The sequence below is a fragment of the Sphingomonas mucosissima genome (assembly GCF_002197665.1).
In the GTDB taxonomy this organism is placed as follows: domain Bacteria; phylum Pseudomonadota; class Alphaproteobacteria; order Sphingomonadales; family Sphingomonadaceae; genus Sphingomonas; species Sphingomonas mucosissima.
This window is the reverse complement of sequence record NZ_NBBJ01000001.1, coordinates 920,354-933,793: the sequence shown is the minus strand read 5'-3', so window position 1 is coordinate 933,793 and position 13,440 is coordinate 920,354. Positions and strand designations below refer to the sequence as shown.

11 protein-coding genes are annotated in these 13,440 nt (G+C 65.5%); 7 read left to right on the top strand and 4 right to left on the bottom strand.

The features are described from left to right. Window positions 1-27: 27 nt before the first annotated feature. The 7 genes from SPMU_RS04440 (at window position 28) to SPMU_RS04410 (ending at window position 9,226) form a co-directional block, all read left to right on the top strand. Entirely contained in the window at window positions 28-2,058 is a 2,031-nt protein-coding gene (locus tag SPMU_RS04440; RefSeq protein WP_088332282.1) for a 3-hydroxyacyl-CoA dehydrogenase NAD-binding domain-containing protein, read from the top strand. Window positions 2,059-2,163: 105 nt separating this feature from the next. Next, complete coding sequence (locus SPMU_RS04435) at window positions 2,164-3,486, top strand: amidase family protein (RefSeq protein ID WP_088333160.1); 1,323 nt, start codon at window positions 2,164-2,166, stop codon at window positions 3,484-3,486. Then, window positions 3,483-3,887, top strand: coding sequence for a VOC family protein (locus SPMU_RS04430; RefSeq protein WP_088332280.1), 405 nt, complete (start codon window positions 3,483-3,485; stop codon window positions 3,885-3,887). Before SPMU_RS04435 ends, SPMU_RS04430 begins: the two co-directional genes overlap by 4 nt. Beyond that, window positions 3,884-5,068, top strand: coding sequence for an acyl-CoA dehydrogenase family protein (locus SPMU_RS04425; RefSeq protein WP_088332278.1), 1,185 nt, complete (start codon window positions 3,884-3,886; stop codon window positions 5,066-5,068). The genes SPMU_RS04430 and SPMU_RS04425 overlap by 4 nt, the downstream gene beginning before the upstream one ends. A 138-nt stretch (window positions 5,069-5,206) precedes the next feature. After that, window positions 5,207-6,334, top strand: coding sequence for an acyl-CoA dehydrogenase family protein (locus tag SPMU_RS04420; RefSeq protein WP_088333159.1), 1,128 nt, complete (start codon window positions 5,207-5,209; stop codon window positions 6,332-6,334). Between the two features lie 90 nt (window positions 6,335-6,424). Then, entirely contained in the window at window positions 6,425-7,312 is an 888-nt protein-coding gene (locus SPMU_RS04415; RefSeq protein WP_088332276.1) for an acyl-CoA thioesterase, read from the top strand. An 84-nt stretch (window positions 7,313-7,396) separates the two neighbouring features. Next, window positions 7,397-9,226, top strand: a complete 1,830-nt coding sequence (locus SPMU_RS04410) for a DUF885 domain-containing protein (RefSeq protein WP_088332274.1) — start codon at window positions 7,397-7,399, stop codon at window positions 9,224-9,226. Window positions 9,227-9,334: 108 nt separating this feature from the next. On the opposite strand, the gene SPMU_RS04405 is transcribed toward SPMU_RS04410, so the two are convergent. From SPMU_RS04405 to SPMU_RS04390, 4 genes are all read right to left on the bottom strand, one after another. Then, the gene (locus SPMU_RS04405) at window positions 9,335-10,132 is read right to left on the bottom strand and encodes an SDR family NAD(P)-dependent oxidoreductase (RefSeq protein WP_088333158.1); all 798 of its coding nucleotides are present in this window, start codon (window positions 10,130-10,132) and stop codon (window positions 9,335-9,337) included. 89 nt (window positions 10,133-10,221) lie between these two features. Further along, window positions 10,222-11,001 (bottom strand): SDR family NAD(P)-dependent oxidoreductase, encoded by a 780-nt coding sequence (locus SPMU_RS04400; protein WP_088332272.1) that lies wholly within the window; start codon window positions 10,999-11,001, stop codon window positions 10,222-10,224. Between the two features lie 113 nt (window positions 11,002-11,114). Continuing rightward, window positions 11,115-12,185, bottom strand: a complete 1,071-nt coding sequence (locus tag SPMU_RS04395; protein WP_088332270.1) for a phosphotransferase family protein — start codon at window positions 12,183-12,185, stop codon at window positions 11,115-11,117. Beyond that, window positions 12,182-13,270, bottom strand: coding sequence for a Zn-dependent alcohol dehydrogenase (locus tag SPMU_RS04390; RefSeq protein WP_088332268.1), 1,089 nt, complete (start codon window positions 13,268-13,270; stop codon window positions 12,182-12,184). Before SPMU_RS04390 ends, SPMU_RS04395 begins: the two co-directional genes overlap by 4 nt. Window positions 13,271-13,440: the final 170 nt, after the last annotated feature.

The window sequence follows — 13,440 nt, the reverse complement described above, 5'->3', positions numbered from 1 at the left end:
CCATTCTGAATCGGAGATCAACGCACAATGACATCCCCCGTCCGCTTCGAACGCCACGACGACGTTCTCGTCATCATCTCCGATTCGCCGCCCGTGAACGCCCTTGGCGCCGGCGTGCGTGACGGGCTGAAGGAAGGCGTCAGTCAGGGCATCAACGATCCCGCGGTGAAGGCGATGGTGATCCGCTGCGACGGCAAGACCTTCTTCGCCGGCGCCGACATCACCGAGTTCGGCAAGCCGCCGAAGGGCGCGTCGCTCCACGAAGTCATCGACATGATGGATTCGAGCGAAAAGCCAATCGTCGCCGCGATCCACGGCACGGCGCTTGGCGGCGGCTGTGAAGTAGCGCTCGCCTGCCATTATCGCGTGGCGGTGCCTTCGGCCGTAATGGGCCTCCCCGAGGTCAAGCTCGGTCTGCTCCCCGGCGCTGGCGGCACGCAGCGCCTGCCGCGCATCGTGGGCGTGAAGGCCGCGCTCGAGATGGTTGCGATCGGCGATCCGATCCCCGCCAAGAAGGCAGCCGAGGTCGGCCTGGTCGACCGCGTCGTCGGTGAAGACAGCCTGGAGGCGGACGCGATCGCCTTCGCCCGCGAGGTTGCCGACAAGAAGCCGATCCCGCGCGTTCGCGACAAGACGGTTGCCCCCGATCCGGAAGCGGTCGAGGAGTTCAAGAAGAAGCATGGCCGCCGCATGCGCGGCTTCGATGCGCCGGCCGCCAACATCGCCTGCGTCGTCGCCGCCAGCGAATTGCCCTTCGACGAGGGCATGAAGTTCGAGCGCGAACAGTTCATGAAGCTGATGACCGGCACCCAGTCCGCGGCGCAGCGTCACCTGTTCTTCGCCGAGCGCCAGGCCGCCAAGATCGATGACGTCGATCCCAAGACCCCGCTTCGCCCGATCAACAAGGTCGGCGTGATCGGCGCCGGCACGATGGGCGGCGGCATCTCGATGAACTTCCTGTCGGCTGGCATTGCCGTCACGATCGTCGAGATGCAGCAGGAAGCGCTCGATCGTGGCACCGGGGTGATGCGCAAGAACTACGAAGCGTCGGCTGCCAAGGGCCGGATCAAGCCCGACGCGCCGGAAAAGGCGATGGGCCTCCTCACCCCGACGCTCAGCCTAGAGGACCTCGCCGACTGCGATCTCATCATCGAGGCGGTGTATGAGAACATGGACGTCAAGAAGGAGCTGTTCACCAAGCTCGACACCATTGCGAAGCCTGGTGCCATCCTCGCGTCGAACACCAGCTACCTCAACGTCGACGAGATCGCCGCGGTGACGAAGCGTCCCGAGGACGTGGTCGGCATGCACTTCTTCTCGCCCGCCAACGTCATGCGCCTGCTCGAAGTGGTGCGCGGCGAGAAGACCGCCAAGGACGTGCTCGCCACCGTCATGGCGCTCGCCAAGAAGATCAAGAAGGTCGCCGTCGTCGCTGGCGTGTGCCACGGCTTCATCGGCAACCGCATGCTCAGCCCGCGCCAGATCGAGGCAAACAAGCTCCTCATGGAAGGCGCCACGCCGCAGCAGATCGACAAGGTCCACACCGATTTCGGCATGCCGATGGGCCCGTTCCAGATGGCCGATCTCGCCGGCGTCGACATCGGCTGGCACCGTGACCCGAGCCGGATCGAGAGCATCCGCGACGCGCTCGCCGCCGAAGGCCGCTGGGGCCAGAAGAAGGGCGCGGGCTATTACGATTACGACGAGAAGCGTAACGCCACGCCCAGCCCGCGCGCGCTCGAGATCATCGAGGAATTCCGCGCCAAGTCGAACCTGCCAAAGCGCGAGATCACCGATCAGGAGATCGTCGAACGCACGCTCTACCCGATGGTCAACGAAGGTGCGCTGATCCTCGAGGAGGGCAAGGCGCAGCGCGCCAGCGACGTGGATGTCGTCTGGATCATGGGCTATGGCTGGCCGGTCTACCGCGGCGGCCCGATGTTCTGGGCGCAGAATGAAGTCGGCCTGAAGAAGATCGTCGACGGCCTTGAAAAGCATGGCTTCAAGGTCGCCGAAAGCCTGAAGTCCGCGGCCGAGACGGGCGCCGCGCTGAAGTGACCGTATCGTGCCCCACCCTGCCCGCCGCTGCGTCGCACCGCCTCTCTTCCACAGGGAACGGCGTGGCCACGCGTGCCGGGCAGGCGGGCACAGGAGCACGCGCCGATGACTGAACGCACCGCTCTTCAAACCGCCGCCGCGGTCCGCTCCGGCGCCACCACGGCGCTAGCGGAGACTGAGGCGGCGATCGCCCGCATCGAGGAACGCGACGGTGCGCTCAACGCCGTCGTGGTGCGTGATTTCGACCGCGCCCGTGCCGCTGCTGCCGAGCTCGACGCGCGTATCGCTGATGGCTTCGACGGCCCGCTGCTCGGCGTGCCGATGACGATCAAGGAAAGCTATGACGTCGCCGGCCTGCCGACGACCTTCGGCTTTGCCGAGCATCGCGATTTCACCGCTGCGGAAGATGCCGTCACCGTTCAACGCCTGAAGGCGGCCGGCGCGATCATCCTGGGCAAGACCAACGTGCCCCCCGCTTTGTCTGATCTCCAGTCCGACAATCCGGTCTATGGCCGCACCAACAATGCCGTGAAGCCGGATCGGGTCGCGGGCGGCTCCTCCGGCGGCTCGGCCGTGGCGCTTGCCGCCGGCATGGTCCCGCTCGAATTCGGCTCCGACATCGGCGGTTCGATCCGCGTTCCCGCCGCCTTCAATGGCGTGTGGGGGCACAAGACCACCTGGGGCGTCATCCCCACCGAGGGCCATTACATGCCCGGCACGGATGGCGCGCGCACCGTTCTGTCGGTGCTCGGCCCGATGGCGCGCGACGCTGACGATCTCGAAACCGCACTCGGCATCGTCGCCGACCACCCGCTCGCCCCGGCACGCCGCCACGGCAGCAACTGGCGCTTCCTGCTCCTCACCACCCATCCGATGGCACGGGTACAGCAGTCGATCGTCGATGCACTCGAACGGGTCGCCGCGACCTTGCGGGAAACCGGCGCCATCGTGGACACCAGCAACGATCTCCTCCCCGATCTCGAACGCCAGCACGCCGGCTATTGGAAGATGCTCAACGTCGCCATGTCGCGCCGTGCACCTCGGCCGGAAGGGGAGCCCGCGCCCGAGCTCGAACCCTGGCTTCACCTCCATGACGAACAGGCGCGCAACCAGCGCCAGTGGCGTCGCCTGTTCGAAACCTATGATGCCGTAATCGCGCCCACTGTCGGCATGACGGCCTTCCCGCACGATCTCACCCCGCTCGCCACCCGCCGCCTCTCGATCGACGGCGAGGATACGCAGTTCTTCCACCAGTTCGCCTTTCCCGGCCTTGCCACCTTCCCGATGCTGCCAGCCACCAGCGTGCCGATCGGCAAGGACGCGGACGGGCTGCCGATCGGCGTGCAGGTGATCGCCGACCTCTACGCCGATCGCACCGCCATTGCGGCGGCCCGAGACATCCACGATGCTGCGGGAGGCGCGCAATGACCGTCGGACGCATCCTCTTCACCAAGTTCGTCGTGGAGGATCTGCCGCGCGCCCTCGCCTTCTACGGTGAGGCATTCGGCTTCACGGAACGCAGGCGGATCGCGCTACCGGGCCTGGAGGAGGTGCTGATCGGCCTTGCCGACGATTCCTTCACCCTCGTCCTCTATCATCACACCGATGACCGCGCCCTCGTGCGCGGGGACAATCACGGGCCGCTCGGCCTCTCGACCCGCGACATCCAGGCCGCCTGGGATCGCGCGATCGCCGCCGGCGCCACATCCGTTCGCCCGCCGGAGGATCTCCCCGGCATGCGCATCGCCTTCCTCGATGATCCGGAAGGCCACACCATCGAACTCATCCAATATCTGCGCGAGAATACCCGCGAAGGAGCAAGCGAATGACCGATCTTGATCAGTTCCGCGCCGAGACGCGCGCGTGGCTCGAGGCGAATTGCCCGCCCGAGATGCGCGAGCCGATCCGCAGCGAAAAAGACAGCGTCTGGGGTGGCCGCGACCAGAGCGCTATGACCCCGGCGCAGAAGCAGTGGATGGACGCCATGGGCGCCAAGGGCTGGACCGTGCCCGATTGGCCCAAGGAATATGGCGGCGGCGGGCTCTCGGCGGCCGAAACCAAGATCCTGCGTGAGGAAATGGCGAAGCTGCGGTGCCGCAACCCGCTCTCCTCGTTCGGCATCTCGATGCTCGGGCCGGCGCTGCTGAAATACGGCACCGAGGAGCAGAAGAAGGATCATCTGCCCAAGATCGCACGCGGCGAGATCCGCTGGTGCCAAGGCTATTCGGAGCCGAACGCCGGCTCTGATCTTGCCAGCCTCGCCACTTCGGCCGAGGACAAGGGCGATCACTTCCTGATCAACGGCCAAAAGGTTTGGACCAGCTACGCGAACTACGCGGACTGGATCTTCTGCCTCGTGCGCACCGATAAGACGAACAAACACAATGGCATCAGCTTCGTCCTGTTCGACATGCAGACGCCGGGCGTCTCGACCAAGCCGATCCTGTTGATCAGCGGTTATTCGCCGTTCTGCGAAACGTTCTTCGATAATGTGAAGGTGCCGAAAGAAAACCTCGTCGGTGAGCTCAACAAGGGCTGGGACGTCGCCAAGTACCTGCTCGGCCATGAGCGTGAGATGATCTCGAACATGGGCCTTGGCGGCGGCGGCAAGAACCCGCTGATCGAGGGCGCCATCGCCACCATCGGCCTCGACCATGACGGCCGCCTCGCTGATCCGCTTCTCCGCGCCAAGATCGCGGAATTCGAGGTTCGCTCAAAGGCGTTCGCGGCCCAGTCCGAACGCTTCATTGACGAGTTGAAGGCCGGCCGTGCGCACCCCGCCCAACCGTCGATGATGAAATACTATGGCACGGAGCTGAACAAGGCTCGCCACGAACTGCTGATGGCCTCGGGCGGGTCGGACAATCTGGAGTGGGAGAGCGAGCGGTCGCGCGGCGGCGCGCCGGCACGCGACTGGCTGCGGACCAAAGCGAACTCGATCGAAGGCGGCACCAGCGAGGTGCAGCTCAACATCATCTCGAAGCGCATCCTGGAGCTTCCGGGCGCGTGATCGGGTCGCCCCTCCCCACACGGGGAGGGCACGCTCACCAGACCATCTAAGGGAAGGGGCGGCCCGGCCGTAGGCGCCAGCCGCCCCTTCCCACCTCCTCCGGCGCGAACCCGTGCCGGGGCGTAAAAGGGACCAATGATGCCTCTTTTCCTGAACGAAGATCAGACCATGCTGCGCGATACCGCGCGCGATTTCGTCGCCGACGCCGCCCCTGTCAGCCACATGCGCAAGCTGCGCGATGACAAGGACCAGACCGGCTTCTCACGCGACCTGTGGAAGCAGTTCGCCGACATGGGCTTCACCGGCATACTGATTGGCGAAGATCAGGGCGGGCTCGGCCTCGGCCATGTCGAAGCCGGGATCGTGCTGGAGGAAATCGGCCGCAACCTTTCCCCATCGCCATTCCTGCAGACCGCCGTCGCCGCGGTTGAGGCGATGAAGGGCACGCCGCATGCGGAGCGCTGGTTCCCCGGCATCGTCGCCGGCGAAACCGTCGCTGCGCTCGCGATCGATGAGGGCGCCAAGTTCCGCAACAGCGTCGGCATGAAAGCCGAGCGCGCCGGCAACGGCTTTAAGCTCACTGGCGCCAAGCAGTTCGTCCAGCACGGCCATGTCGCGGACGTCCTCATCGTTGCCGCCCGCACGGCGGGCTCGGCGGACGACGAGAACGGCGTCACGCTGTTTGCCGTGCCCAAGGATGCCGCGGGCATGACTGCCACTGCTGAGCGCCTGACCGACGCCAGCCTTGCTGCCCGTATCGAGTTCGACGGCGTCGAGGTCGATGCCGATGCGGTGATCGGTGAGGTCGACGCGGGCCGCACCCCCCTCGCCCGCCTGCTCCGCGCCAGCCAGGCGGGCGCCGCCGCCGAGATGCTCGGGGTTGGCACCGGCGCGATGGATATGACCGTCAATTACCTCAAGGAGCGCAAGCAGTTCGGTACGCTGATCGGCACCTTCCAGGCGCTGCAGCACCGCGCATCGCACCTTTACAGCGAAATGGAAGTGGCGCGCGCGGCCGTGCTGAAGGCGCAGCAGCTGCTCGACGCCAGTGACGAGAAGGCGGATACCGCGGTCTCGGTCGCGAAGGCGATGACCGGGCTCGCGACGATGCTCAGCGTGCAGGAAGGCATCCAGATGCACGGCGGCATCGGCATGACCGACGAATATGACATCGGCTTCTACATGAAGCGTCAGCGCGTGCTCGCCGAGCTGTTCGGCGACGCGAACTTCCATGCCGATCGTCTCGCACGCGCGGCCGGTTACTGACCTCATATCGCGCCCCTGCCAACCGCAGGGGCGCACCTATTTACAGCGCATCGCGAGCGCCCGTGGGTTGCCGCTGGCGCGGGAGCACCAATGACCGACACACCCAGCCCCGAAGCCCTTGCCGCTGATCTCGTCGATCTCCTGGACGTGGAAGAAATCGACACCGATCTGTACCGCGGGCGCCGTTCAAAGGGTGGTGTCGGCCGCGTATTCGGCGGGCAGGTGATCGCGCAAGCGCTACAGGCCGCCCAGCGCTCCACCGACGAACCGAAGATCGCCCATTCGCTTCACGCCTATTTCATGCGGCCGGGAGACGAGGATTTTCCCATCATCTACCGCGTGGTGCGCGACTTCGAAGGGCGCAGCTTCGCCACCCGCCGGGTGATCGCAATGCAACGAGGCGCGCCGATCCTAAATCTCGCTTGCTCGCTGCAGACGCCGGAGGAGGGCTTCCACCACCAGGATCAGATGCCCGACGTGCCGGCGCCGGAATCGCTACCGACCGAGGCTGAGCTGCGCGCCAAGGACGCGGTCCATTTGCCGGAACGGCAGCGCCGCATGGTCACGCGGCCGCGCCCGATCGAGATCCGGCCGGTTTATCCCCGCAAGTGGTTCAATCCCACCCCAACTGATCCGATCCAGCACAGCTGGTTCCGTGTTGTTGCACCGATCGGTGATGACGCGGCCATGCACCGCGCGATCCTGTCCTACGCGTCTGACATGGCCCTGCTGGGCACGTGCATGCTGCCGCACGGTGTCAACTGGACGACGCCCGGCTTTCAAAGCGCGAGCCTCGACCACTCCATCTGGCTGCACGAACCGTTCCGCGCGGACGAATGGCTGCTTTATGCCACTCACAGCCCGTGGGCCGGTCACGCGCGCGGCATGAACCACGGCAAGATCTTCACCCAGGACGGACGGCTCGTCGCGAGCGTCGCGCAGGAAGGGTTGATCCGACAGCGTCGACCGAGGGACTGATCTGGCCAGCCTGCAGTTGCGCAGGGCATATTCCGGGCATCACTCTGCTGCGCTCGTCACTACCCCTTCTGTTTGGACCTGTTTATGACCCTTGCTCGCCGTGATTTTCTCGCCGGCACCGCGGCCGTTGCCGCCACTACCGTGCTCCCGGTGCGCGCTGCCACCAGTGCGGACAGCAAGGCGCTGGCCCTGCTACAACAACACGCCGAGGCGCTGCTGAAGGAGTATCCGGAAGGCGCCGCCTACCTCGGGTTGGATGAGGGAAAACGCACAGGGCTCAAGGCGCAGCTGACCGATCGGAGCGCTGCTGCCGAGGCAGCACGGCGCGCCGCCGCGACACGGCGGCTGGCCGAACTCACCCGTATCGACCAGACGGCGCTATCTCCGGCCGTTGCGGTCCATGTCGAAACAGTGGTGGCGGCGCACCAGATTGGCGTCGAGGGTTGGCGGCGCATGCCCGTCGGCGACATGGCGTTCCTGTCGAACAACAATTATCGCTCGACGCCTTATGTCGTGACGCAGGGGAATGGCGCCTTTGTCGACACGCCCGACCTTCTCGAGAACAAACACCAGGTGGCGAGCCGCGCCGATGCAGAGGCGTATCTCGCAAGGTTGAACGCTTATGCAAAACAGCTGCGTGACGAGACCGAACGCGTTCGGGCTGACGCGGCAGCTGGAGTGCTGCTTCCGGCACCGTTCAACGAGATAACGGTTGCGCAATTGCGCGCCGGTGCAGCGCAGCCGGCGGATGATCAGGGCATGATCCACACCTTTGCGCAAAAGGTGAAAGCGGCTGGGCTGAGCGGAGACTGGCACGCGCGCGCCACTGCCATCGTCGACAAGAGCATCACGCCCGCGCTTGTCGCGCAGGCCGATGCGTTGGCGGCGCTCCGTCCCCGCGCGCCCGAACAAGGCGGCATGTGGACAATGCCCGACGCGGCGGAACGGTACGCTTGGCTGGCCGAGGCAAGCACCACGACCAAGCGGACGCCGGATGAAATCCACAACTCCGGGCTCGAGCAATGCCGTGCCTATGCGGCAGAGCTCGATCCTTTGCTGCGAGCGCAAGGCCTGAGCGCAGGTACACCGGGCGAGCGGCTGGCGCAGCTCGGCAAGCGCCCCGACCTGCTGTTTGCCAACACTGATGCCGGGCGTGCCGAGCTGCTCGAATATCTCAACAGCGTGGTAGCGCGCCTGCGCCCGCGGCTGCCGCAAGCATTCGGCAAGCTGGTGCGCGGCAATCTGGTGATCAAGCGCGTGCCGCCAGCGATCCAGAACGGCGCGCCAAATGGCTATGCGGGACCGGGTGCCTTGGATGGCTCCACCCCCGGCATCTATTACATCAACCTGCGCGATACCGCGAACTGGCCCCGGTTCGAGTTGGCGACGCTGACGTTCCACGAAGGTATTCCCGGCCACATCTGGCAAGGCGAATATACGTTCGATCTGCCGCTGGTGCGCACGCTCCTCGGCTTCAACGCCTATTCCGAAGGATGGGGCTTGTACGCCGAACAAATCGGGGCGGAACTCGGCTATTACGAAGACGATCCGCTCGGCCGCATCGGCTATCTGCAATCCATGAACTTCCGCGCCGCGCGGCTGGTGGTGGATACCGGGCTCCATCACAAGCGCTGGACGGTGGATCAGGCGGTGCGCTGGCTGATGGCGGCCACCGGCTACACCGAAAGCCGCGCCCGATCGGAGATCAATCGCTATTGCATCTGGCCCGGTCAGGCGCTCGGCTACAAGACCGGGCATAACGAGATCAACCGCCTGCGCGAAGACGCCAAGACGCGGCTGGGCAGCCGCTTTGATGTTCGTGGCTTCAACGACACCGTGGTGCAGGCCGGCGGCATGCCGCTGGGCGTTTTGGCGAAGGTGGTGGATCGCTGGGTCAGCGCGCAACGGGTCTGATGGCGCGTGGCGGCGTGCCGGCGCTGTGGAACGCCGGCCGCCGCGCTGCACCGCCTCCGGGCGGGGCGTTACCGCGCCCGCCGGACCGCGGCCGCCGACTGCCCGGGATCAGGCGCTGGTGCGGCCGTATTCCTGCTTGGTCACGGGATGGCTGGAGGATAGGCCACCATCCACGGCAATCGCCTGACCATTGACGTAGCTTGCGTCGTCGGAGGCGAGGAACAGCGCCACCCGCGCCAGCTCCTCCGGCTGGGCGCCACGCCGCAACGGATTGAGGCGCCCGACGCGGTCCATCTTGCCGGCGTCGCGGGCGTAATCGAACACCTGCTTCGTCATGCCCGTTTCCGTCAGCCCCGGGCAGATCGCATTCACGCGCACGTTGGAGCCGGAAAGCTGCTGGGCGGAAACCTGCGCCAGATTGATGACGCCAGCCTTGGACGCCGAATAGGCCGGCGATCCCGCACCCGAGCGGATGCCTGCCACACTTGCCGTGAGGATGATGGCGCCCTGCCCACGCTCGGCAATCCGCGGCGCGGCGTGCTTCACCGCCAGGAACGGGCCGATCACGTTCACGCGCAGCACCTCGGTGATGAGCGCAACATCGGTATCAAAGATGTTCGCCATGCCGCCCGAAATGCCTGCATTGGCGAACATGATGTCGAGACCACCGAACTTGTCGCACGCCAGCGCGACGGTGCGGACGACATCCTCCTCGCTTCCCGCGTCCATCTCGATCGCGTGTGCTACGCCGCCCGCGGTGCGGATCGCCTCCGCGGTTTCCTCCGCACCCTTCCTGTCGGCGGCGATTACCTGGCCGCCCTCGGCCGCGAAGAGCGTCGCAGCGGCGCGACCGATGCCGGAGCCAGCACCGGTGACGATGATCGATTTGTCGGTGAATCTAGCCATCATACACTCCGTTCGCCCGCCGCGTGGGCCGGGCTGTCTTGTCGCTTTTTCCAAGGAACGTGTCCGGACAACCGGACCCGCCGCCGAGATCAGATCGTCACGCCGCCATCGATGACCATCGTTTGCCCCGTCATGAAGCCGCTCGCACGCGACGCCAGAAAGACGACAGCGCCCGCAATCTCCTCCGGCTCGCCGATACGGCGCAGCGGCGTCGTGCTGTTGCGCTCGGCCACGGCGTCTTCGTCTTCCCACAAGGCCTTGGCGAAATCGGTCTTGATCAGACCCGGCGCGATGCAGTTCACCCGGATGCCGTGCTTGCCGTACTCGTGCGCCAGATTGCGCGCGAGCTGCATGTCCGCGGCCTTGGAGATGCAATAGGCGCCGATCACCGTTGATCCGCGCAGGCCGCCGATCGACGATACAATGATGATGGACCCGCCCTCTTCACCTTTGGCGCCGCGCTCCTTCATCTCGGGCGCGACCATGGTGATCAGCCAATGGTTCGACAGGATGTTGTTGTCGAGGATCTTTCGGAATTGCTCATCCGCAATCCCTTCCTGCGGGCCGTAATAAGGGTTGGACGCAGCGTTGCACACGAGGCAGTCGATACGGCCGAATTCGCGGCGGCTTTGGTCAACCAGATGCTGCAACGCCGCCTTGTCGGAGATGTTGGCGGCGATGGCTACTGCCGTACCCGCGCCGAACCGCTCGTTGATTTCGCTGACCACCGCATCACAGGCATCCTGTTTGCGGCTGGAGATCACCACCTTGGCGCCCTGCTCGGCACAGGCGATCGCGCTGGCCTTGCCGATCCCGCGCGACGAGCCGGTGATGACGACGACTTTGCCGGTCAGATCGAACAATGACATCTTTAGCTCTCCCGCTTGCCCGAATGAGGCCGGAGCGAGGAGCAGTTACGATGCCGCTCGCTCCAGTCTGATCTCCGCTATCCTCCCCCTCACAGCCGAGAGGGACACCTTGCTTACGCCCCGGCCTTCACCGCGAAATCCCACGCCGCATCCGCCAGCAGCGGCACGCGCGCGCTGGTCGCTTCCGCATTGGCGCTCGACGCCGTGCCGATCAGGAAACGCTTGCGAATGCCCTGAACGATCGAGGCGAGGCGGAACAGATTGAACGCCAGCAACCAGTTCAGATCCGGCAATCCGTCGCGCCCCGTCTTCTCGCAATAGCGCGCGACCACTTCGTCCACCGTCGGGATGCCCGTCTCCGGCCCAGTCAGCCCCATCACCCCCGAGCGGCCCTCGGGCTGCGTCACCCAGCTGATAAGAAAATAGCTGAGATCAGCCAGCGGATCGCCCGTCGTGCACAGCTCCCAATCGAGCACCGCGGCAACGCGCGGTTCGAGCCCAGGCGCGAACTTCATGTTGTCGCAGCGATAATCGCCGTGGACGATGGCGGTGCGTGTTTGCTCGGGAATGGTCCTGGGCAGCCATTCGATCAGCCGCTCCATGGCCGGCATATGCTCGGTCTCGGCGCCGCGATATTGCTTCGTCCAGCGGCTCACTTGCCGCTCGAAATAATTGCCGGGGCGCCCGAAATCGCCGAGGCCGATCGCCTCGTGATCCACGTTGTGCAGCGCCGCCAGGGTATCGATCATCGCATGGTAATGGTCGCGCCGCTGCTCGACGGTCATGCCGGGAAAGGCACCGTCCCAGATCGTGCGGCCCTCGACCATCTCCATAACGTAAAAGGCGGAACCGATGACGCTGTCATCCTCACACAGGCCGTACTGGCGCGGCGCAGGAAAACCCGTGCCGTTGAGCGCCTTCATCACGCGATACTCGCGATCGACCTGATGCGCGGAGGGCAAGAGCTCCCCCATCGGCTTGCGCCGCAGAACGTAGTTCCGCCCTGGCGTCATCAGCTTGTACGTCGGGTTGGATTGCCCCCCGGCGAACTTCGCATACGTCAGCGGCCCGGCGAAATCGGGTACGTTCGCCTGCATCCAGGCCGACAAGCGATCGATATCCAGCCGATCGCGCTCACTGATCTCGGCCTGAAGGCCGCTATCTTCCGCCGCCGCCATGCTCATTGATCGAACACAATCACGCTGCGCGTCGCATCGCCCTTGCGCAATTCGTCGAACGCATCGTTGATCTTCGCGAGCGGCAGGCGCTCGGCAATGATCGTGTCGAGATCCAGCAGCCCGCGCATGTAGAAATCGACGAGGCGCGGGATGTCGACCGGGAAACGGTTCGACCCCATGATCCCGCCCTGCAGCTTCTTGCCCGAGAGCAGTTCCATCGCGCTGAGGCCGACCTTCTGATCGAGCGGCATCATGCCGAGGATCGTCGCGGTGCCGCCGCGGCGGAGCACGTCAACCGTGGTCTGCGCAGACTGCGCCCGACCGACCGCCTCGATCGCGTGGTGAACGCCGCCTTTGGTCAGTTCCACCACCTCACCGACAACGCCGTCCTTCATCGCGTCGAACGTGTGCGTCGCGCCCAGCTTTTCGGCGACGGCGCGCTTCTCCGCCACGGGATCAAGCGCGATGATCTTGCCCGCGCCTGCGATCTTTGCCGCGTTCACCGCGGCGAGGCCGATGCCGCCGCATCCGACCACGCACACGGTTTCGCCCGGCGTCACGTCCGTGGTGTTGAACACCGCGCCCGCGCCGGTCGTAACCGCACAGCCGATCAGCGCCGCGCGGTCCAAAGGCATTTCCGGGTCGATGGCCACGCAGGCATGCTCGTGGACCAGCATCATCTCGGCATAAGCCGACAGGTTCAGCATCTGGTTCACATTGTCGCCATTGGCCATCTTCAGCCGAGGCTCGGCCTTCGGCGAACGCCGCGTCTCACTGCTGATGCACAGGAACATCCGGCCGGTGATGCAGAACTCGCAATGGCCACAGAAGGCGCTGAGGCATGTAACGACAGCGTCGCCGACCTTTACCGTGCGCACCTCGTCACCCACGGCCTCGACGATGCCCGCTGCTTCATGGCCCGGAATCGCGGGCAGCGGATGCGGATAGGCGCCATCGACGAAGTGCAGGTCTGACCGGCAGACGCCGCACGCCACGGTGCGGATCAGCACCTCATGCGGGCCCGGCTTGGAAACGACCACGTCCTCGATCTGGAGCGGCGCCTTGGTTTCGAAAAGAACTGCGGCTTTCATTCTTCTTCCAATCTTTGACCGTCATCCCAGCGGCGCTGGATCGCGCGCCCACCAAGGGCCTCTCAACAGGTACCACCGGACACGCTGCGTCCGTCGTCGCGCTGGCCTTGATCCGGGGACCCGCTTCGCCGCACTCCCGCGAGGGGAAGCGGACCCCGGCTCAAGTCAGC

Bases quoted from the DNA above. Each gene is read 5' to 3' on its own strand.
- SPMU_RS04430 (WP_088332280.1), top strand. From the start codon at position 3,483: ATGACCGTCGGACGCATCCTCTTCACCAAGTTCGTCGTGGAGGATCTG.
- SPMU_RS04420 (WP_088333159.1), top strand. From the start codon at position 5,207: ATGCCTCTTTTCCTGAACGAAGATCAGACCATGCTGCGCGATACCGCG.
- SPMU_RS04440 (WP_088332282.1), top strand. From the start codon at position 28: ATGACATCCCCCGTCCGCTTCGAACGCCACGACGACGTTCTCGTCATC.
- SPMU_RS04415 (WP_088332276.1), top strand. From the start codon at position 6,425: ATGACCGACACACCCAGCCCCGAAGCCCTTGCCGCTGATCTCGTCGAT.
- SPMU_RS04390 (WP_088332268.1), bottom strand. From the start codon at position 13,270: ATGAAAGCCGCAGTTCTTTTCGAAACCAAGGCGCCGCTCCAGATCGAG.
- SPMU_RS04405 (WP_088333158.1), bottom strand. From the start codon at position 10,132: ATGGCTAGATTCACCGACAAATCGATCATCGTCACCGGTGCTGGCTCC.
- SPMU_RS04425 (WP_088332278.1), top strand. From the start codon at position 3,884: ATGACCGATCTTGATCAGTTCCGCGCCGAGACGCGCGCGTGGCTCGAG.
- SPMU_RS04395 (WP_088332270.1), bottom strand. From the start codon at position 12,185: ATGAGCATGGCGGCGGCGGAAGATAGCGGCCTTCAGGCCGAGATCAGT.
- SPMU_RS04410 (WP_088332274.1), top strand. From the start codon at position 7,397: ATGACCCTTGCTCGCCGTGATTTTCTCGCCGGCACCGCGGCCGTTGCC.
- SPMU_RS04400 (WP_088332272.1), bottom strand. From the start codon at position 11,001: ATGTCATTGTTCGATCTGACCGGCAAAGTCGTCGTCATCACCGGCTCG.
- SPMU_RS04435 (WP_088333160.1), top strand. From the start codon at position 2,164: ATGACTGAACGCACCGCTCTTCAAACCGCCGCCGCGGTCCGCTCCGGC.